The organism is Undibacterium sp. Ji83W (genome assembly GCF_049340385.1).
In the GTDB taxonomy this organism is placed as follows: domain Bacteria; phylum Pseudomonadota; class Gammaproteobacteria; order Burkholderiales; family Burkholderiaceae_D; genus Undibacterium.
In genome coordinates this window covers 1-21692 of the sequence record NZ_JBMPOZ010000042.1, presented here as the reverse complement: position 1 = coordinate 21692, position 21692 = coordinate 1, and the positions used below count along the sequence as shown (strand labels likewise).

The 21692-nt window shown below is 49.5% G+C and carries 17 protein-coding genes; 4 read left to right on the top strand and 13 right to left on the bottom strand.

Annotated features, from left to right (window positions below; genetic code table 11):
• Nucleotides 1-389: 389 nt before the first annotated feature.
• The 8 genes from ACO0LD_RS31275 to ACO0LD_RS31240 form a co-directional block, all read right to left on the bottom strand.
• The gene (locus ACO0LD_RS31275) at nt 390-1115 is read right to left on the bottom strand and encodes an amino acid ABC transporter ATP-binding protein (protein WP_423013384.1); all 726 of its coding nucleotides are present in this window, start codon (nt 1113-1115) and stop codon (nt 390-392) included.
• A 20-nt stretch (nt 1116-1135) separates the two neighbouring features.
• Entirely contained in the window at nt 1136-1825 is a 690-nt protein-coding gene (locus ACO0LD_RS31270) for an amino acid ABC transporter permease (protein WP_423013382.1), read from the bottom strand.
• Nucleotides 1826-1827: 2 nt separating this feature from the next.
• Nucleotides 1828-2580, bottom strand: coding sequence for an amino acid ABC transporter permease (locus tag ACO0LD_RS31265; RefSeq protein WP_423013380.1), 753 nt, complete (start codon nt 2578-2580; stop codon nt 1828-1830).
• A 119-nt stretch (nt 2581-2699) separates the two neighbouring features.
• Nucleotides 2700-3650 (bottom strand): transporter substrate-binding domain-containing protein, encoded by a 951-nt coding sequence (locus ACO0LD_RS31260; RefSeq protein WP_423013378.1) that lies wholly within the window; start codon nt 3648-3650, stop codon nt 2700-2702.
• Between the two features lie 204 nt (nt 3651-3854).
• Complete coding sequence (locus tag ACO0LD_RS31255) at nt 3855-4751, bottom strand: amino acid ABC transporter substrate-binding protein (RefSeq protein WP_423013376.1); 897 nt, start codon at nt 4749-4751, stop codon at nt 3855-3857.
• Between the two features lie 406 nt (nt 4752-5157).
• Complete coding sequence (locus ACO0LD_RS31250) at nt 5158-6444, bottom strand: Glu/Leu/Phe/Val family dehydrogenase (RefSeq protein WP_423013374.1); 1287 nt, start codon at nt 6442-6444, stop codon at nt 5158-5160.
• A gap of 260 nt (nt 6445-6704) precedes the next feature.
• Nucleotides 6705-7676, bottom strand: coding sequence for a LysR family transcriptional regulator (locus tag ACO0LD_RS31245; protein ID WP_423013372.1), 972 nt, complete (start codon nt 7674-7676; stop codon nt 6705-6707).
• 2 nt (nt 7677-7678) lie between these two features.
• Nucleotides 7679-9553, bottom strand: coding sequence for an ABCB family ABC transporter ATP-binding protein/permease (locus tag ACO0LD_RS31240; RefSeq protein ID WP_423013370.1), 1875 nt, complete (start codon nt 9551-9553; stop codon nt 7679-7681).
• 362 nt (nt 9554-9915) lie between these two features.
• On the opposite strand from ACO0LD_RS31240, the gene ACO0LD_RS31235 reads away from it, so the two are divergent.
• Nucleotides 9916-10602 carry an acetyltransferase gene (locus ACO0LD_RS31235; RefSeq protein ID WP_423013368.1) on the top strand — a complete coding sequence of 229 codons (687 nt, stop codon included), beginning with the start codon at nt 9916-9918 and terminating at the stop codon, nt 10600-10602.
• On the opposite strand, the gene ACO0LD_RS31230 is transcribed toward ACO0LD_RS31235, so the two are convergent.
• Nucleotides 10577-12157: a glycosyltransferase gene (locus tag ACO0LD_RS31230; protein WP_423013366.1), complete on the bottom strand. Its 1581-nt coding sequence runs from the start codon at nt 12155-12157 to the stop codon at nt 10577-10579. The genes ACO0LD_RS31235 and ACO0LD_RS31230 overlap by 26 nt on opposite strands.
• 236 nt (nt 12158-12393) lie before the next feature.
• On the opposite strand from ACO0LD_RS31230, the gene ACO0LD_RS31225 reads away from it, so the two are divergent.
• Nucleotides 12394-12813: an acyl-CoA thioesterase gene (locus ACO0LD_RS31225; protein WP_423013364.1), complete on the top strand. Its 420-nt coding sequence runs from the start codon at nt 12394-12396 to the stop codon at nt 12811-12813.
• An 8-nt stretch (nt 12814-12821) separates the two neighbouring features.
• Nucleotides 12822-14399: an alkaline phosphatase D family protein gene (locus ACO0LD_RS31220; protein WP_423013362.1), complete on the top strand. Its 1578-nt coding sequence runs from the start codon at nt 12822-12824 to the stop codon at nt 14397-14399.
• 82 nt (nt 14400-14481) lie between these two features.
• Here the strand turns inward: ACO0LD_RS31220 and ACO0LD_RS31215 are convergent, their stop codons facing one another.
• The 3 genes from ACO0LD_RS31215 to ACO0LD_RS31205 form a co-directional block, all read right to left on the bottom strand.
• The gene (locus ACO0LD_RS31215; protein WP_423013360.1) at nt 14482-16158 is read right to left on the bottom strand and encodes a long-chain fatty acid--CoA ligase; all 1677 of its coding nucleotides are present in this window, start codon (nt 16156-16158) and stop codon (nt 14482-14484) included.
• A 351-nt stretch (nt 16159-16509) separates the two neighbouring features.
• Nucleotides 16510-18624 (bottom strand): molybdopterin-containing oxidoreductase family protein, encoded by a 2115-nt coding sequence (locus ACO0LD_RS31210; protein WP_423013358.1) that lies wholly within the window; start codon nt 18622-18624, stop codon nt 16510-16512.
• Nucleotides 18625-18864: 240 nt separating this feature from the next.
• Nucleotides 18865-19782, bottom strand: a complete 918-nt coding sequence (locus tag ACO0LD_RS31205) for an NAD(P)-dependent oxidoreductase (protein ID WP_423013356.1) — start codon at nt 19780-19782, stop codon at nt 18865-18867.
• 147 nt (nt 19783-19929) lie between these two features.
• Here ACO0LD_RS31205 and ACO0LD_RS31200 point away from each other — a divergent pair, with 147 nt between their 5' ends.
• Complete coding sequence (locus ACO0LD_RS31200) at nt 19930-20469, top strand: acyloxyacyl hydrolase (RefSeq protein ID WP_423013354.1); 540 nt, start codon at nt 19930-19932, stop codon at nt 20467-20469.
• Between the two features lie 119 nt (nt 20470-20588).
• Here the strand turns inward: ACO0LD_RS31200 and ACO0LD_RS31195 are convergent, their stop codons facing one another.
• Nucleotides 20589-20915 (bottom strand): hypothetical protein, encoded by a 327-nt coding sequence (locus tag ACO0LD_RS31195; protein WP_423013352.1) that lies wholly within the window; start codon nt 20913-20915, stop codon nt 20589-20591.
• Nucleotides 20916-21692: the final 777 nt, after the last annotated feature.

The window sequence follows — 21692 nt, the reverse complement described above, 5'->3', positions numbered from 1 at the left end:
GAAGCTGTCGGCGATTTGACCCAGTGTCAGGCCTTGGGCCATCCAGTACGTCAGACCATTTGGGTCTGCAGGACGGTTGAAGTAGGCGATGTAAAGCTTTTGGATGTCTGCTGCTGTGTTGGCCATTGCGTGGTGTCCTGTTTAGTTATTGTTAAAGCAAAAAAGTAATCAAGTATCTGTTTGTCAGTGCATTTTTTAGCGAGTGAAGGTTAGCATGGCAGTGTGTTTTTACCTGTGACGTGAGTCACAATTCTTTGAGTTTCCCCAAAAAATCACTCCTTAAAACAAAAACAGCCCTGAAATCAGGGCTGTTTTGCAAACTAAGAAAAATGCATTACTTAGACTACTTAGATTACTTAGAATTACTTGGTTAAGGCATCAATGAAACATTAATGGATGATTTTATCCAGGAAGTCGCGAGCGCGTTCTGAGCGAGCATTATTAAAGAATTCATCTTTAGAACAATCCTCAACGATCGCTCCCTTATCCATAAAGACGATGCGATTCGCGACTTTCTTGGCAAAGCCCATTTCATGGGTTACCACCATCATGGTCATGCCCTCTTGCGCGAGGCCCACCATGACATCCAGCACTTCATTGATCATTTCTGGATCAAGTGCAGAAGTAGGCTCATCGAACAACATGGCTATCGGGTCCATGGACAAGGCACGGGCAATCGCTACACGCTGTTGCTGACCACCGGACAATTGTCCAGGGAATTTGTCTTTCTGGGCAATCAGGCCGACGCGATCCAGGTATTTGAGGCCACGCTCAGTAGCCTCATCTTCTGAACGACCCAGTACTTTAACCTGGCCTATCGTCAGGTTTTGACGAATGGACAGATGCGGGAACAATTCAAAGTTCTGGAACACCATACCTATGCGTGCACGCAATTTGGACAGATTGGTTTTAGGATCACCAACAGAAACACCTTCTACCGTGATCTCGCCTTTCTGGAAAGGCTCCAGGCCATTGACGGTTTTGATCAGGGTGGATTTACCCGAACCGGAAGGACCGCACACAACCACCACTTCGCCCTTGGATACTTCAGTCGTGCAGTCAGTCAACACTTGGAACTGACCATACCATTTACTGACATTATTCAATTTTATCATTTCAAATCTCCACAATATTCTTAACGTATGATCGCCACTTTTGCCTGCAACTTCTTCACGAGCGCGGACAAGCCAAAACACATGATGAAGTAGACAACCGCTGCGAAGGAATACATTTCCACCAGACGACCATCACGCTGTGCAACTTTGGCAGCCGAACCGAAAAAGTCGGGAATAGACAAAATCGATACCAGCGATACGTCCTGGAACAAAACGATGGTTTGCGTCAGCAATATAGGAATCATATTGCGGAAAGCCTGAGGCAACACGATATGCCCCATGGTTTGCCAGTAATTCATGCCCATCGCATAACCAGCCCATATCTGGCCACGAGGGATAGACTGTATGCCAGAACGCATGATTTCGCAGTAATAAGCGGCTTCAAACATGACAAAGGTGATCAGGCAAGAAGAAAAGGCACCCACGGCCACAGGTTCGTTTGCGCCAATTATCCAGGCACCAATATAAGGCACCAGGAAGTAAAACCAGAACAGCACCAATACCAGAGGTATCGAGCGCATCAGGTTGACATAAGCGGAAGCGACCAGATTGATTAGCTTGTTGCTGGACAAACGCATCATCGCCAATAAAGTGCCAATGATGATACCGCCTGTCATTGCCAGGAAGGTCAGCTTCAGTGTAAATACCATGCCAGTCTGGAACAGGTACACCCAGGAACGCTGAATGACATCAAAATCAAAATTACCCATGTTTAGTGCCCTCCACTACTGGCTGAACCAGCGGTAATGAAACCTGGTACGCGCAGTTTCTTTTCCAACAAATTCGACATCAGGATCGCAACCACAGACACGATCAGATAGATAATGGTGGCAGCACTGAAAGCCTCAAAAGTCTTAAAAGACATTTCTTGCATGGAACGCGTACTTGCCATCAGTTCTATCAAACCTATGGACAAAGCCACCGAACTGTTTTTGATGATCGCTGCTACTTCATTGATCAGTGAAGGAATGATGATGCGAAATGCCATGGGCAATAGCACATAGCGGTAAGTTTGTGGCAGCGTCAGTCCCAATGCTGTTCCAGCCATTTTCTGACCACGCGGCAAAGCATTGATACCAGTCGATACCTGCACTGCAACCCTGGCTGAAGTAAAAAAACCCAGGCTCAGGACAGCAGTAATAAATGGCGAGTTCGGCAATTGTTTGAGTGCCGTGCCCCAGGCTTCAGGCAAGACCTCAGGAAAGACAAAGTACCAAAGAAACATTTGCACGATCAGTGGAATATTCCTGAATAATTCCACATAGGCATTTGCCAGCTTGACTACCCATTTATTTGGTGCTGTGCGCAGTGTCCCTATCACCAGGCCCAATACCAAAGCAATCACCCAGCCCAGACCTGCCGTCGCCAGTGTCCATTTCAGACCAGCGATCAGCGACTCCAGATAGGTTCCCGTTCCATCGGGCGCAATGTCCCAAAAGATATTCCAATTCCAGTTGTAATTCATATTCTCCTCCTGTACAGCGCTTTCAATCCGCCTTGGCAAGATCGCAAGTACATTGTCTTGCAAAAGAAAACGGGAGGTGCATCCCCCCGTTTTATCGGACTACCTTGCCTTGCTATGTATTATTTTTTCTTTTTGTTCAATACGGCTTTTTGAGCCTCAGGAACAGCAGCATAAGCAGAAGGCTCACCTGAATCAGTAGGCTTGGCAGCAACTACCTTGAGCTGGTCAGACATAGGCCAGTTCAAAGCGATACCTTTAGGTGGGATAGGTTGCATAAACCATTTGTGGTAGATGCGGTTAACGTCACCAGAAGTCAGCACGTTGCTGATAGCTGTATCAACCACTTTCTTGAACGGTGCGTCATCCTTACGCAACATGATGCCATACGGTTCGACCGACAATGCTTCCTTGCTGATTTCATAGTCAGCTGGATTTTTTGAGTTGGATACTTGTGAAGCCAACAGAATGTCATCCATCACCCATGCCACTGCACGACCTGTTTCTACCATCAGGAAAGCTTCTGCATGATCTTTGGCTGGCAAAATATTGATGCCCAGATTTTGATCTGCATTCAACTGTGTCAATTGCTTCAGGTTGGAAGTGCCAGAAGTGGATACCACGGCCTTGCCCTTCAAATCCGCAAGGGTTTTGATACCAGAAGATTTTTTCGACAGAATACGGTTGGCTGTGACAAAAGTGGTAGGCGCAAATGCCACCTGTTTTTGACGCTCAACGTTATTGGTTGTAGAGCCGCATTCCAGATCGATCGTGCCGTTTGCCATCAAAGGGATGCGGGTAGCAGAAGTCACTGGATTCATTTTGACGTTCAAGGAAGTCAAACCCAATTGCTTTTGCACTGCAGTCACAATTTTCAGACACAAATCAATGGAATAACCCTGATAAGACTGCTTATCATCCAGATAGGAAAAAGGGTTGGAGGAATCACGCACACCTAAAGTGATGGTTCCTGTGTCTTTGATTTTTTTCAATGTCCCGGTTTCTTGCGCCTGTGCTGCACCGGCGATCAGACCTGCGCCAATCAGACCTACCAACAATTTCGAAAATTTCATACTGTCTCCAAAAAGTTAAATCAAAAAATCATGGCTTTGAGTTTAACAAAAACCCTCAGCAAATTACCGTTTTTTTCAGTCGGTTTAATACGTATTACTACTTATATGCTGCTAAAAATTTAGACATGCAGAGCGCCTGTCAAGCAATACAAACTTCTTCACTATATGCCATTCGCTCAAGCCATCAAGCAAAGACAGTGCCCGCTAATCTGCAACCTTGTCTGTGGGAAAGCGAATATTGTCACGCAGCAGGAAATTCATGGGCATGTTCAGGTTTGCTCCTTTTGGGGGCACGGGCTTGCGAAACCATTTGTCATACAGCTTGGTGACTTCGCCATCATTCATCAAACGGGCCATTTCACGGTCCAGCAGATTTTTAAATGAGGGATCATCCTTGCGCAACATGATGGCATACGGTTCGGTAGACAGTGAATCACCCACGACGACAAACTTGCTGGGGTCCTTGGCATTGGCGCGCTGTCCATACAAGAGCACATCATCGACGGTGAAAGCATCGGCCTTGCCGCTTTCTACCATGCCGAAGGATTCATTATGGTCGCTGCCTTCGAGCAATTTCAAATCCAGGCCCCTGACCTTGTCGCGGTCATTTAACAGCTTGACGGTAGTCGTACCCTTGGAGGTAACCACTTTTTTACCTTTGAGGTCAGTCCAGTTTTTAATGCCGGAGTCGGCACGGACGATCATTTTTGCGGTGGCAAAAAAATGGGGAATAGTGAAGGCAACCTGTTTGCGGCGCTCGGCATTATTGGTGGTTGAACCGCATTCCATGTCAGCCTTGCCCTCGGCAATAGCAGGGATGCGGGTACTGCCAGTTACCAGCACATAGTTCACGTTAAGTTGCGGCAGCTTGAGTTCTTTTTTGATTGCATCGACCAGTTTCAGACAAATGTCCATGGAATAGCCGATGGGCTTCTTGTCATCATTCAGGTAAGAAAACGGAAAAGACGCTTCACGGTGCGCGATGGTCACCGTTTGCGTCTCTTTGATGCGTGTCAGGGTATCCGCGGCTAATGAAAGCGAGGAGCACAGGACTAGCGCGCAGGGCAAGCCAGCCTTTACTATCCATTTCGTAACTTTCATATGATCCCCCTTTGAACTTAATTCAGGATGGTAATGATAAAGCCCAACAAAATTCAACAGAAAAATTCACATTTAACAAAATATTATTCAGTATATTTTACAATTCACTCTTGCAAAGATTTTAAAAACAAGTATGCAATTATTGTTCCATACTCATTCCTGAGCTTAGTCTGATAAAACTAAGGCTTGATGACACTGACATTTTTCAAATAGCGTTACCTGAGCTTGCTGCCAATTGGCGACTTACCCAACTTACCCAATGAAACTGAAGCAAAGGTCGCAAGCGACGCAAACATGGTTCATAACTGAACCATATTCGCATCGCGGCAAGACTTGAGAGCACGTTTCATCTGCTTCACTGATCACCTATCAGCATAGGTGATCAATAGCTTTTTTCAATTCCAGATTATGGATACAAGCCACGAACTTCACGTGCCTGCAACACCCTGGAGCAACCGATAATAAATGCCGCTGTACGAAGGGAGACATTTTTGTCTTCTGTTACCTGCCATACAGAATTAAAAGCTTCCTTCATGATGCGGGTCAGACGCAGGTTGATTTCATCTTCAGACCAGAAATAGCTGGAGAAATCCTGTACCCATTCAAAATAAGACACGGTAACGCCGCCAGCATTGGCGATCACGTCTGGTACCACCAGGACACCTTTGTCGCGCAAAATATCGTCTGCTTCTGGTGTAGTAGGGCCATTCGCGCCTTCGAGTATGATTTTGGCACGGATCTGATCAGCGTTTTTTAAAGTGATTTGTTGTTCCAATGCTGCCGGGATCATAATATCGCAGTTAACGGACCAGAACTCATCATTTGGCAAAACTGCTTCTATACCTTCGAAACCGGCAACACTGCCTTTGGCTGCCACGTGATCCAGCAGTTTGTTGACATCAAAACCATTCGAATGGAAGATCGTGCCGCCATGATCTTGCACTGCAACGATCTTGGCACCGGCTTCTGCAAACAAACGGGCAGCAATACCACCGACATTACCAAAACCCTGCACAGCAATTTTCGCACCAGCAATGCTCAGGCCACGCTTGGCTGCAGCTTCGCTACCGACCACGAATACACCACGGCCAGTTGCTTCACGACGACCCAGGCTACCACCAAGGGAGATAGGCTTGCCAGTGACCACACCTGTGGCTGTACGGCCTTCGTTCATGGAATAGGTATCCATCATCCATGCCATGGTTTGCTCATTGGTGTTCACGTCCGGTGCCGGGATGTCTTTATCCGGGCCAATGATGATGCCGATTTCTGAAGTGTAACGACGTGTCATGCGCATCAGTTCGCCGCGTGACAGTGTTTTTGGATCAACACGGATACCACCTTTGGCACCACCGTAAGGCACGTTGACTGCCGAGTTCTTGATCGTCATCCAGGCAGACAAAGCCATCACTTCTGACAACGTCACATCCTGATGGAAACGCACGCCACCCTTGCCCGGGCCACGGGAAGTATTGTGCTGTACACGATAACCTTCGAAATGGGAGATGCTGCCGTCATCACGTTCGATAGGCACGTCAACGATGAGGATACGCTTAGGGCGCTTCAGGGTTTCTACCCAGCGCGACAAATGGCCAAGGTAAGGAGTAACACGATCAATTTGCTCAAGGTAAACTGACCAAGGACCGGTCTCAGTCGGGGTAAGATAAGACGGTATCTGGTGCGGGGTGGACATTATATGACCTCTTGAATTGGGTTTGAACTGGTTTGCAATCTTGCATTTTCAGACAGGTCTTTCACCCGCACTGAAAGCAGACGCATAGTAGTCTTTTCGCTTTGAGGTCAGCCAATGCTTTGTTTGCATGTATCTATGCATGAAATGCATAACCATGGAATTGGCCTTATGTTATGTCCTGCCTTATGTCTTGCCTTTAGCCTTGATCTGCTGCCAGTTCTCCATTTCATGTTTTCAATTTGGCAAAACCCTGCTGTTGTTCAATTGCCGCGTCGATTTTTTCCAGAGTTTTTTTTGCCCTGGCTTTCTTCCACCGGCAATTGCTCCAGATATTCCCACAAACGCGAGACGATGGTCTTGCCCGGCCTTTGTATCGACGGGCGTTCGCGGTACAGGCGAATTTCCATATTCACTTCCCATGCATTGCTGCCAGCATCGGCCCGTGCCAGTTGCTTTTGCTTGACTTCGCGGGTCACGGCAGACTCGGGTAAAAAAGCGATGCCGCGACCTTCCAGCGCCATCATTTTCAAGCCTTCTGCCATATCGGTTTCATAGCATTTTTCCAGATGCAGGGGCTGACGTGTGTCATTCAAGATCAAATCTACCATACGCCCCAGATAGGCATTGTTGGCATAGGCCAAAAATGGCAACGGCTCTTTTTCAGTACCGGGCAACAGCAGTTCTGGCACACCGTGTTTATCGCAACGCGTGTAGGCTCGTAGCGTCTCTGTGCCCATGCTGATCATGTCGTACTGGCTGCTATCAAGCAATAGCGGCTGGCGCGGATGGTGATAGCACAGCAAAAGATCGCAGCCACCTTCTACCAGGGTCATGACGGCATCGTGCACGTTGAGTGCCAACAGGCGGCTGTTGATCTCTCCAAAGGCCTGATCCAGACTGGTCAGCCAGCGTGGTACATAGGTCAGCGACAGGGTGTGTGGCACAGCAAAATCCACAGTGGTCTGGGTGGTGGTACGCTTGCCGCGCAACAGCGCGCGGGCATTATTGATTTGCCCCAGCATGGCGATTGCCTGCTCGTAGAAAACTTCACCGGCATGCGTCAGGCGCGTGGGGTAGGAAGTACGATCGATCAGGTCACTGCCCAGCCACGCTTCCAGCGATTGTATGCGGCGCGAGAAAGCTGGCTGCGTCACATGGCGCAATTCTGCAGAGCGACTGAAACTATTGGTCTCTGCCAGCGATACAAAATCTTCCAGCCACTTGGTTTCCATGTTTATGCGCTCACCAATTCAATTTCATCGGCTTCGTCATCATCTTCAGCGAGGTCTTTTTTCTTGCTTTGCTGCCTTTCCCACATGCGCGCATAAGCACCGTGCAAGGCCAGCAAATCATGATGGGTGCCACGCTCTATGATGTGGCCTTTGTCCATCACCAGTATCTGCTGTGCATCGACGATGGTCGATAATCTGTGCGCTATCACCAGGCTGGTGCGGCTGCGTGCAATGTCTTTCAACTGCGCCTGTATCAATTGCTCGGCTTGCGAATCGAGCGCTGAAGTGGCTTCATCAAAAATCAAAATCGACGGGTTTTTCAACAGGGTGCGGGCGATAGCCACACGCTGCTTTTCACCACCGGATAATTTCAGTCCGCGTTCACCAACCATGCTGTCATAACCATCTGGCAGCGACTCGATAAAATCATGAATGTAAGCAGCCTTGGCAACAGCAATAATCTCTTCTTTACTCGCACCCGGTTTGCCGTAGGCAATGTTGTATTCTATGGTGTCATTGAACAGTACCGTATCTTGCGGCACGATGCCTATCGCTGCCCGAACTGAGGATTGCGTGACGTTGCGCAAATCCTGTCCATCGATGGAAATATGACCCGACTGGATATCGTAAAAACGGAACAGCAAACGCGATAAAGTCGACTTGCCAGAACCGCTGTGTCCGACCACTGCGGTGGTCGTGCCAGGGGCGATAGTAAAGTCCACGTCAAACAAAATCTGGCGCTTTTCTTCGTAGCTGAAATTCACATGCTGGAAGCGTATCTCGGCACCATTTTTATGATGCACCTGCAACGCTTGTGCGTCGGCATCGTCAGCCACTTCGCGGTTCTGATCCAGCAGGGAAAACAGCCTTTCCATATCGGCCAGGCTTTGCTTGATTTCTCGGTACAAAACGCCCAAAAAGTTCAAGGGAATATACAGCTGTATCATGAAGGCATTCACCAGCACCAGATCACCCAGGCTCATGGTGCCATCAATCACACCTTGCGTCGCACGCCACAAGATCAGGGTCACGGCAGTGGCAATGATCATGGACTGCCCGGTATTCAGCAAAAACAGGCTGCTCTGCGATTTGACGGCGGCAGTTTCAAAGCTTTGCAAGCCCACGTCATAACGCTGGGCTTCATATTCTTCATTGCCAAAATACTTCACCGTTTCATAATTGAGCAGGGAATCGATGGCCTTGGTGTGTGCCTTGGAATCCAGTTCATTCATGGTACGGCGAAAATGCGTGCGCCATTCAGTCACGACAATGGTGAACACGATATACGTCACCAGTGCAGTCGCGGTAATCACGCTAAACCATTTATCGTAATGCGTGCCCAGATAAATCAGGACCAATGTAATTTCCAGCAAGGTAGGAACTATGCTGAACAGTGCATAAGAAATCAGCGATGATATCGCTCTGGTACCACGCTCGATATCACGCGTAACGCCACCGGTTTGCCGGTTCAGGTGAAAGCGTAAAGACAGGGCATGCAGATGACGGAACACTTGCAAGGCAATCGTGCGCACTGCCCTTTGCGTGACTTTGGCAAACACGAACTCGCGTAATTCGGTGAACAAGGTCGTTGACAGGCGCAGGGCACCATAGGCGATCAGCAAAGCCACGGGCAAAACCATGACGGCGGCAGGATGCGCAGGACTGAGCGTCATGCTGTCGACCAGCTTTTTCAAGATCAGGGGTACACCGACATTGGCCAACTTGGCAGCGACCAAAAAGGTCAGCGCCAGCAAGACCCGCCACTTATAGGCCCACAGATAGGGCAACAGGGTTTTGACGGTGGACCAGTCCCCGCGCTCAGCATGGGTGGTGGGCTGACCAGCAGATGAATTACGTACAGATTCTCGGCGTTGCATTAAAGAGGTACTCGTATGAGGGTTGAATGAGCTGGTCAGGCCGGTACTGGGCACTGACTTGAATTGGCAATTCAACAAAATCGCCTTCCATACCAAGAAGACAACAAAGAGAACAACACATCATGCAAAAACTGCATAAAGAAAATTATAGGCTATAAATCAGATTTCCATCGGCGCCCGCGCAGCATAGCCACACAATGGATGTCGCAGGCGCGGGAGATGTGGAAAATGTGGGAGATGCGGGAGGTGCAGCAAAGCCAGCATTACGGACATGGGGATCAAGCTATCGTACAATTTGCCTTTTGCCATCGCTACGAGAGTAGCGCATCCACAGCACGTAGCTTGCCAACAAGGTCTTCAATATGAACAAGAATAAACTGGTGATTTTTGGCAGCAGCAATATTTTGTCTGATTTGTTTGATTGTGCACTGGCGAATGGTCTGGTGGTTTCCGGGATAGTTTTACATTTGCCCGAAACACTGGGCGAGCGTGATATCAGCTTGCAAGATCGCATTTCAGAATGGGCTGTCTATGGTCCTGTACCCGAAATAATTGAATTGGCTGATTTCCAGCCTGCCGATGACGAACTATATCTTCTGGGCCCAACTACACCTACCCGTAACGTATTGGAGCAAGAAATACTGCTGCGCTATCAGCACCATGGTCTTGAATTCCATACCCTGATTCATCCTCGCGCCTATGTCTCACCACTGGCGAAACTGTCACCCGGTGTATTTGTCGGTGCCAATAGCGTCATCGGCCCTGGTGCGACACTGGGTCGCCACGTGTTTGTCAACCGCGGTGTCACGATAGGGCATGATACCCATATCGGTGCTTTTTCACGGGTACAGCCGGGCAGCAATGTCGGTGGCTTGTCACGCATAGGTCATAGCGTCACTATCGCCATAGGTGCCACCCTGATTGAGCGTCTGCACATAGGTGACCATGCTTTCATCGGTGCCGGAGCCGTGGTGATCAGTGATATTCAAGCAGGTGCACTGATGGTGGGGAATCCGGCCAGGTTCAAGAAGTCTGTGCTGCCATCCTGAGATGAAAACGCGCCACCGCCAATTCGCAAGCACCTTGCAGGCTGGCAGCAGCCTTGTTCAAATCCAGGTATGCATCAAAATGCTGTTGCATGGCCAGGCCTGCGGTTTTTCTGGCATCGGGATCGTGCAACCATAGCATCAGGGTCTGGAAATAGTCCTGCAAGTTAGCTTGTGCTGCCCTGCCCAGTTTATCGCCGCCGTCAGACCCTTGCAAACTCAGGGCTGGCAAGGCCAGGGCCATTGCCTCGGCCACGGCAAAACCACCACCCATCATGGGTGGATTGATATAAATATCACTGCACGCCAGGTATTTAACGGCATCTGCACAGAACGCGACACATTGCACCTGTTCTGCTCTGGCAGCCTGTAATGCTGATGGTCGAAGGCCATTACCGCCGACGATGAGCCAGAGAACATCAGGATGCTGGTTCAGCACTTGCAACATGGCCACAGCCCAGTCCCCCTTGATCCTGGCTTCACTCTCGCTGACCAGCGTAATCAGTATCAGCTTGTCTTGCGGCAGACCTAAAGATGAGCGTGTATGTCCAGCTTTGATTTCTGGTCTTTGTACACGGTAGGAATGGTAGTACGCCTGGCTGGCCGGAAAAGCCGCCGTCCATTGCGATGCCTGTACGCCATCCAGCTCTTGCTGCGCCGTCAGCCATACGTCAGCAGGCAGCATGGGTGACAGTGAATTGATGCCCAGACTGAGTACCGGCCGCGTCGGATAAGTCGCTGCTGCCAGACCAGCATACAGGCCAACGAACATTACCAGATCAGGATCAAACACGGCGACTTGTCCCAGCAGGCTCTTCCATCTTTGTACTAGCGAAAAGCGCGTATCACCAGTCATGACTTGCCCACCCTGCCCCAGGTATTTATCCCAGCCTGCGGTCACAAATTGCGGCTCGGGCGTAAAGGAATGACTGCCCAGATAATGCTTGAAGTCTGGCCCCAGCATTTCTTGTGCTGAATACAGCACAACTTCATAACCAAGCTGGCGCAGGTTTTCTGCCTGCTGCAAAGCCATCAGCGTGGGCGGGTGTTTGATATTGCTCACAAATGGTGCAATCAGCGCGACCTTGCGTACTTGCTTGATGAGGCGTTTTTTCAACACTTGAGTGGGCTGCACTTGCTGCCATATCCACAGATTCAGGCTGGCGGTAATGGCTGGCAGAGCCAGTTCTTGCAAGCGCTGCTGAAAAGCCTGGCGACCGGATATATCGAGCAATACCCTTTGCCAGCTGTATTGCAGAAAAGTGATGAGCCGGTCTGCGTCATAGGGTTGCAGACTCAATGCGAGTTGCCCAGCCTGTTGCAGATATTCTGGCCTGCCAGTCAGCATGTCAAGGAAGGTAGCGCGATAAAACCCAGGCAAGCCAGAGGCAGCGACATTCGCCAGCAAAAACTGCTCAAGCTGTAGCGTCAATGCAGGCGTGGCATGACGGCGCATCAAATCCACCATCTGATGCCAGCAATGGCTGGCGGTCGGATTGGCTACTGTGCGCATGACTACATCATCGAGCAATCTTAATTCTTCGTGTTTGACTTCCATTATCTGTTCTTTGATTATCCGGACACAGGAGGCTTTTTCTTAATCCTGAAGCGGAATGTTTACACTCACTTCACCTGCTCACCCTATTTTAGTCCATGGAATTATTACATTGTCATCAACTTCACAATATATCACTCTGTCAGTCGCTGGCAAGCCACTTGCTTTACTCAGTCTGCATGAAATTTGGTTTAAGATTTGCTTCATCCCCTAATCTCACTTATCTATTCAAAATCATTATGACTGAACAAATAACTAACGGGCTGCCAGCGCATATGCCCACCCTCAGGGTCATGCCCATGCCGGCTGATGCGAATGTCCATGGCGATGTATTTGGCGGCTGGATCATGTCGCAGGTCGATATTGCCGGTGCCATACCAGCGGCACGCCGTGCAAATGGCCGCGTTGCCACCATCGCGGTAAACTCTTTCCTGTTCAAGCAACCGGTATTTGTCGGTGACCTGTTGTCGTTTTATGCAGAAGTCGTCAAGGTAGGCAATACCTCAATCACGGTATCGGTAGAAGTATATGCAGAACGTAATCGCCTGCAGGCGTCGACCGTCAAAGTCACTGAGGCGACCCTCACTTATGTCGCTACAGGCAATGACCGCAAACCGCGTCAGATTCCACCACTGGAAGACATTACCAAGGTGAACTGAGTATTTTTATGAAGTTAACACGTCGTTCGTTTTTACAACAGTCTCTGCAATTCAGTACCTTTGCTGCACTGGCCCAGGCTTTTCCCGGTTTTGCGGCTGAGCGCAGCAGTGTCTATCCTTTCACTCTAGGCGTAGCCTCCGGCTCACCCCGGCATGACAGCGTGGTCTTGTGGACGCGCCTGTTGCCTGAACCCCTGAATGCAGCCGCCCTGCCTGCCATACCCTACAAGCTGCGCTGGGAAATTGCAGAGGATGAGCAATTTCACCGCATTGTCAATCGCGGCGAAACCCATGCTCTGCCAGAGCTGGCACACAGCGTGCATGTTGATGTGATTGGCCTGCAAGCCGACCGCTGGTACTGGTATCGCTTCATGCTGGGTGATGCAGTCAGCCCGACAGGACGCACCCGTACTGCACCAGCTGCCGATGCATTGAATGTCAATTTGCGGCTGGCAGTAGCTTCTTGCCAGCATTGGGAATTTGGTGAATATGCAGCACACCGACATATTGCCGCAGCCAATCCTGATCTGGTGGCATTTTTGGGTGACTATATTTATGAATGGGGCCCTTACGATTTGCGCCACCCTGGCAAACCACGCAACCGTGAGATAGAGAGCTTCAGCCTGGCTGACTACCGTGCCCGCTATGCGCAATACAAAACAGATCCGCAATTGCAGGCAGCCCATCATGTCGCGCCATGGATAGTCACCTGGGATGATCATGAGATCGCCAATGATTATGGCAATGACAGGGATGAACGGCTGGACGTGAACTTTATGTTGCGCCGTGCTGCCGCTTATCAGGCATTTTATGAACACATGCCGATACGCTTGCACGCCAGCCATACTGATTTCGTCAACATGCGCGTGTATAACCGCTATGACTGGGGCAGGCTGGTACGCTTTCATGTACTCGACAGCAGACAATATCGCTCGCACCAGGTATGCCCCAAACCTGGTCACGGTGGTTCAAACTCCATCACCAATGCAGAATGCAGTGAACGACTGGATCCGACCCGCAGCTTGCTGGGTATGGAACAAGAGAAATGGCTGGCACATGGCCTTGCCAACTCAAATGCAAAATGGAATATGCTGACCCAGCAAACCTTGATGGCACAATCGAGCCAGACTCCCGTACACCAGGATGGTGATGGCAAATTCTGGACTGATGGCTGGGATGGTTACCCCATCGCCAGGCAACGGCTGATGGATGACTTGCAAAAGCACAAACCGTCCAACCCCGTAGTGATTTCTGGTGATGTCCATACTTTTTATGCAGCCAACCTGAAGCGCGATTTTTACAGCAAGGCATCTGCCAGCAACCCGATTCTGGCGACGGAATTTTGCGGCACGTCGGTGACATCAAGTTCACGTCCGCAAGAACGTACGGATCAATATGTGGCACAAAACCCGCATATCAAATACGGACGTAGTGACAAGCGTGGTTTCATGTTGCTGGATCTTTCGCCGACAAAAATACAAACACATTTCCTGGCGCTGGATGATGTGGCAAGAGCAGATTCAGGCATCGCCACACTGAAAAGTTTTGTTGTGGAAGATGGCAAGACTGGAGTTGTCGTGGCTTAGTTATTGCAGCCTGAAATACACAATGCAATATGTAATAAAAAAGGAAGGCCAGGCCTTCCTCTTTTATTGCTGAACAGAGAGCTTAAGCTTTCTTTTCATCACGCAATTCACGGCGCAAAATCTTGCCTACATTAGTCTTGGGCAAATCGGTACGGAACTCAATGTACTTTGGTTTTTTGTAAGCCGTAAATTGTTCCTTGCAATAATCCATGAGCTGGTCAACTGTCAGCGAAGGATCTTTGCGCACCACAAACAATTTCACTGCTTCACCAGAGTTGGCATCGGGCACACCGATACAGGCACACTCCAGTACACCCGGATGCATGACGATGACTTCTTCAATTTCATTGGGATAGACATTGAAACCAGATACCAGGATCATGTCTTTCTTGCGATCGACAATCTTGGTATAACCGCGTTCGTCCATGATACCAACGTCACCGGTTTTGAAGAAACCATCTGCCGTCATGACCTTGTCAGTTTCCTCAGGACGGTTCCAGTAACCCACCATGACTTGCGGGCCACGGATAGCGATTTCGCCACGCTCGCCCAAAGCGACCGGGTTGCCATCATCATCCAGAATCGCTATTTCTGTAGAAGGAATAGGCATACCTATGGTGCCAGAAAATTCTTTGGTATCTGCCGGGTTGGCAGTCGCCACAGGTGAGGTTTCAGACAAGCCATAACCTTCGGCGATTGCACAACCAGTGGTCTTCAACCATTTATCTGCAACGGCCTTTTGCACTGCCATGCCACCGCCACTGCAAATTTCGTAGCCAGAGAAATCCAGCGCAGCAAAGTTGGCATTGTTCAGCAAACCGTTATACAAGGTATTGACTGCCGGGAAAATATTCACCCTGTACTTGCCCAGCTCTTTGATGAAGCCTGGAATATCACGTGGATTGGGAATCAGCAAATTCAAGGCACCGATGCGGGTACCAAGCAGGCTGCAGACCGTCAGCGCAAAGATATGGTACAGCGGCAAGGCACAGACAATAATTTTTTGTTCATCAGTATGGCCCGCCATGCTGGGCGACAGCCAGGCATCATTTTGCAGGATATTGGCCACCACATTTTTATGCGACAAAGTCGCACCTTTGGAAACGCCGGTAGTACCACCAGTGTACTGCAGGAAAGCCACATCATCATGCGTGGTAGTCACAGGCGTGAAGCTGGTACCTGCAGCCTCAGACATCACTTTATTGAAACGAATGGCATTCGGCAAAGAAAATGCCGGTACCATTTTTTTGACATGGCGCACGACAAAATTGACGATAGTACCTTTCAAGCCGCCCAGCATTTCACCCATATTGGCGACAACGATGTGCTTGATTGCTGTCTTGCTGAGTACTTGTTCCAGCGTAGTGGCAAAGTTTTCCAGGATGAAAATGGCTTCTGCACCAGAGTCTTTGAGTTGGTGTTCAAGCTCGCGCGGCGTGTACAGTGGGTTGACGTTAACCACCGTGTAACCAGCACGCAAAACGGCTGCCATGACAACTGGATATTGCAATACATTTGGCATCATGATGGCAACGCGCGCGCCTTTTTTCAGGCCCTTGCTCTGCAACCAGCCTGCCAGTTGCCTGGACATCGCATCCAGCTGACCATAGGTAATACGTTTGTCCATACAGGCATAAGCATCACGGGCAGCGTACTTCTGAAATGACTCTTCCAGCATTTGCACCAGTGATTGATACTGATTGATATCAATTTCTGCCGGTACGCCTGCAGGATAGTTTTTCAGCCAAATTTTATCCATATCTTCTCCGTCTCCTGTGATTGTTGTTTTTGCCTTTGCCTCGCACACTTTGCTTTGCGCGTTTCATCAAGCATCATTACGCATAAATTGCGCAGCTAGTGATGGCACAAAGACAAGCCTGAAAAGCATGGGTTTCCTAGTTTCGATGCTATCGGCTAAGTTCGGCTAAAGCAAGCGATTTAAAGCTTACTTGAAAGCATCCTCTAGGGAAATACTGCAATGCAATAAATCCGGCTTGAATAATTTAGTCTGTTTTTGATATGCAACAACACCAGCCCGTCACAAGCGTAACAGGCTGTTTTTTTGGATGGTGATGGTGATGTTGATGTTGATGTTGATGTTGATGTTGAATCAAGCTGCCGTAGTTGATATGGCAGTTGTGGAAGGTATGCACTTTTCAACCTGTACCAGCAAATCGTAAAAAGTAGGACCGCCACCCATGTCAGTCAGGCGCTGGCTGGTGACTTCGTTGGCATTCTTGTGGTCGTCCGCAAGTTTTTTCCACCATATCGACAAACCCACTACCAGGCCCGGCCTGGCCTTGTCAGTAACACGGGCAATAGCTTCAAAACTGCCTCTGTCATTGAATATCCTTAGTTTATCGCCGTGCACGATATGGCGGCTGTTGGCATCTTGTGGATGCATGTCCAGGTGCGGCTCACCTTCTGTATCACGCAGGCTTTGCACATTGACGAAAGTGGAATTCAAAAAGTTGCGCGCTGGTGGCGAGATCATGGCCAGCGGATAACGCGCCGCCAGCGCTGCATTCGATGCCACCGATTCATAAGGTGCAATGTACGCGGGCAAAGGGTCTAGCCCATCACGTTTCATTGTCTCGCTATAAAACTCGCATTTACCGGATGGTGTGCCAAAACCGCCGTTGGCAAACGGTGCATCTGCCACCTTCAGTTTGGCCCAACCAGTTTTCTTTAGTGAAGACCAGTCAAAGTGTACGGCATGCGCATGATTTTTATTGAAGGCCAGTGCGGCAATATCGTCATCGCTGTCTGCAAAACAGGCATCTTCAAAACTCATGGCCTTGGCAATCAAACGGAAAATCTCGGTATTCGGTTTGGCTTCGCCCAATGGGGTAATCGCAGGATTGTTCGCCATCATGTACAGATGGCCATAGGTGCTATGAATGTCGGTATGCTCCAGTTGCGTGGTTGCTGGCAATAGTATGTCTGCATAATCTGCAGTATCGGTCTGGAAGTGCTCCAGCACGACGGTGAACAGGTCTTCACGCGAAAAGGCCTGTGCCACTTTGGAAGATTCAGGCGCGATGGCGACAGGGTTGGAGTTATAGACGATCACGGCCCCAACCTTGGGACCAAACTCTGCCGAGGCTTCGCGCAGCAAGTCATCGCCTATGGTGCTCATATTGATGGTGCGGCGAGGGAAACCTTCAGGGAATAAATCCGGTCTTTGCAAGGCTGCAGTATTTTTGGGGAAGGCATCTGACATCGACAACTGCGTGCCACCCGCAGCATGACGCCATGCACCTGTCAGCGCTGGCAGACAAGCGATATTGCGCACTGCCATGCCACCACCGTGCACCCTTTGCACGCCATAGTTCATGCGTATCATACTGGCTTCACCACGCTTGCCGCATTCGCCATATTCTTTGGCGAGTTGCACGACTTCATCTGCGCTGATACCGCATACCTCGGCAACGCGTTCTGGCGTCCATTCCGCGACCCGTTCACGTAATTGTTCAAAGCCCAGAGTATGTTCTGCGATGTAATCATGATCAAGCAAGTCTTCACGTATCAAGACATGCATGAGACCGAGCGCCAAGGCGGAATCAGTGCCTGGCAACAAGGCAATATGCTGATGACATTTTTCGGCAGTCAATGAGCGGTAAGGATCAATCGCAATCAGTTTCGCACCATTGCGTTTGGCTTCTTGCACGCGCATCCAGAAATGCAGATTGGAGGCAATAGGGTTACCGCCCCACATGATAATCAGCCTGGCATTCTGAGTGTGTTCTATGTCCGCACCGACGCGTGTACCTACCGTATATTTATAGCCGACACCACCCGCCGTCGCGCATATCGTGCGGTCCAGAAATGAAGCACCAATCTTGTTGAAGAAGCGCATTGCCATACTCTCACCCTGCACCAGCCCCATGGTGCCGGCGTAGCTATAGGGCAGGATGGACAGAGGATTGCTGGCTGCCAGCGGTTTGAGTTTTTCAGCGATGGTCGCAATCGCTTCTTCCCAAGTGATGCGGACAAACTTGCCCTCACCTTTTTTGCCTATGCGCTTCTGCGGATACAGCAGACGGTCGGGATGGTAAGTTCGTTCTGTATAACGGGATACCTTGGTGCATAAAACACCCGCCGTCGTTGGATGTAAAGGGTCACCCTTGACTGCAGTAGCGATGCCATTTTCCACGGTCACATGCAGAGCACACGTGTCGGGGCAATCATGCGGGCATACGGCTTTGACGATATTGCTGCTCATAGTAATCCTGGTTCAATTATTTACTTGATGCTATTTGTGCTTAATACTATTTGTGCTTGATCCTGCTTTTGCGACGGCATTTGTAGCTCATGCATCAAGACTAGCAATTCAGCGCTGTCTGGCACAAATGATCTGCCGGGTCATGATACTGCCTGCTGCTTTCATCTATCTTATGCCAGAGCCTGTCATGGCTACCGATACACAAATGCTGTTTTTCTGTGTATCAGTGAATATTCCTTCCTATTCCGGCAATACATTCTGCTTGCTGGTCAAACGCTTGCCGGGGTTCTTGTGCTCCAATGCAAGCAGAGCCGCAGAATGATCAGCATGCGGATAGTCAGGCAACAAGCTGCGGTAGACATCCGTCACGAGTTTGGTAATCGGCAAATCAACGCCCGCATGCTGTGCAGCGATCAGGATATTTTCCATATCCTTGGCCTGGCTCTTGACCTGCCCACCAGGCATGAAGGTTCTGTCCAGCATGCGCTGTCCATGCACTTCCAGTATGCGGCTCTCTGCAAAGCCACCTCGCAAAGCCTGACGAACCGCAGCAGGATCAGCGCCACCAGCTTGTGCCAGTAACAAGGCTTCAGCCACGATATTAATCGTTGCGCCAACTATCAATTGATTGCAGAGTTTGGCCAATTGCCCTGTCCCCGGACCGCCCACGCGTTGTGGCTTACCCATGGCAGACAATAACTGTACTACCTCGGGATAAACTGCTTCATCCGCCCCCGCCATGATGGCCAGGTTACCCGCTTCAGCGCCAATGACGCCACCAGAAACTGGTGCATCAATAAAATGCACAGCCTGCTTTTGCAGCAAGGTATGTAGCGCTTGCGCCTGCGATTGCTGTATGGAACTCATATCGATGACGATGCTTCCCACGCGCAAAGCTGGCAGGATTTGTGCTATCACGCCTGCCACAGCATCGCCATCTTCCAGCATGGTAATCACGATATCTGCATTCGACTGCTGGACTGCCAGCAAGGCTGTATCTGCCACAATGCCGCCATCTACCATCAACGCTTCCGCTTTTGCGCGGGTACGATTCCATACTGTTACAGGGTAACCTGCAGCTAACAGCCGGCGGGCCATGGGCTTGCCCATCAAACCAGTGCCCAGAAAAGCGATAGTTGTTTCAGATACTGTTTTCACACTGATCCTTTAATGCAGATATGATTGCCGGAACTAAATTGTAAACGCTAGCTCTTATGAGCGTATTGCAAGAGATTGCTACAATAGGGGCTGTGGTTTTATATTGATGTCCCATTGATTTCGTATTTTCACCTGAAAGCCCATTTTATGCGCCTGCGTATTTCATCTTTAATCGCCATTGCCGTGACCGCCATGTGCACCAGCTCATCCGTGTTCGCCATCGATTCTGCTTCGCTGGAATTTGCCACTGGCAATAAAACCAAGATGCTGCGCCTCGGCCTGCAATCCGCTTGGGCCAACCAATGGTTTTCCTCCAACGGCACCCACATCGGCGGCTACTGGGACTATACCCTCGCACAATGGCGTGGCAGTAATTTCGAAGGCAAGGGCGGTACACAAAACCTGGCAGATATAGGCGTTACTCCCGTCTTCCGCTTTCAAAATGATAGTAAAAAAGGCTTTTATGGCGAGGCTGGCATAGGCTTGCACATGCTGTCAGAAATCTATGACAACAACAGCCGCCATTTCTCCACCAATTTCCAATTCGGTGACCATATCGGCGTCGGTTATGTCACCAAAGATGGCTGGGATTTGAGCTTCAAAATCCAGCACTATTCAAATGGTGGTGTTAAACATCCAAATCCTGGTGTGAATTTTGCGGTGTTGAAGGCTGGGTACGCGTTTTAAGGTTTTAAGACCTCATCTGTAGAGACTCAGAAGAAATAAAAGGCTGCTTGTATGCAGCCTTTTCTCAACGCGTTTCACCAAGGAGGCGCGCAGACAAGTCTTAAGGCAATTTTGACTGATTATAGGTCGTTGACGATCTGATTCTTGATGTCAAGTTCGCTTAAGCGCTGAGCCAACTCACGCATTCTGCGTGGATCCATTACGATTTCCAATGGCTCTTCAGCGTGCAAATGCTTGATTTCGTTGAATGTAGAAGTTTGATATAGCTCATATTTTAGAAAATAGAGTTGCTTAGCTGACAAATTTTGCGCCTCAATTCGTAAAATAGGTTCTTGTCCAGCACCATCCGGAAATCCCAACATTGCAGTTCCGTGGGCTTCAAATGCAACACACTTTCCATCTGCCGCGGCACGATCAAAGTCTTCCTGCTTATCTACCCAATGCACTTGTTGACTGCAGCTATCGCAATATCTCATTTTGTGACTCTCTGTTCGAGTCAATTCAGTCCACGTCTTCGGGCAAATGAAGGATAGATTGCACTTAATCATCAGCGTTATTGGGGGGGGGTGCGTAAACTATGGTACTGGCTGAAGAGTATATAGAAGTTCATAGAGCCAGAAAGATAAACAGATATTTCTATTTATCAGCGAAAGCCACTGGGCTCCTGCCTACGCAGGAGCGACGATTTCGAGGTCGATTATTTCGAAGACGGATATTCGCGCGCAAAGAATACAAAAAAAATCGCAAGGACAGCAAAACACATTTTAATTTTCAATGCCGATTGAGCATAGATTCACCAGAATTACTGGCAGCAAGTCGTGCAAATCACCAATAGCACTGAGAATGTTGGCAGCGAGCCACATAGATCGCAAGAGAACGAACCTAAACATCGTCGCTCCAGCGCAGGCTGGAGCCCAGTGCCGTTGGGTTGATAAGCCGCAAGGTGAGCAGGAATGCAGAATGAAGAGGCTGAATAACAGAGTAAAAGCAAAGATTTCTCTCTATTCTTGCCTTTCTCAGTGGAACCCTTGTGGTGCAGCAGGAAATTCGAACGGTATGCTGTTCGCCTGCGTAACGAAGGCTGCTTGCAAGCAGTCTTTCCTTCCTCCGTGCCTCTGTGTTGAGAGGTCTTGACCTTGTTTTTGTTTGCTGCGGTCCGGAACATTTTCCGTTCGCGCAAAAGCAAAACCCCCACTCAAGTTCATGAGTGGGGGTATGCGGAA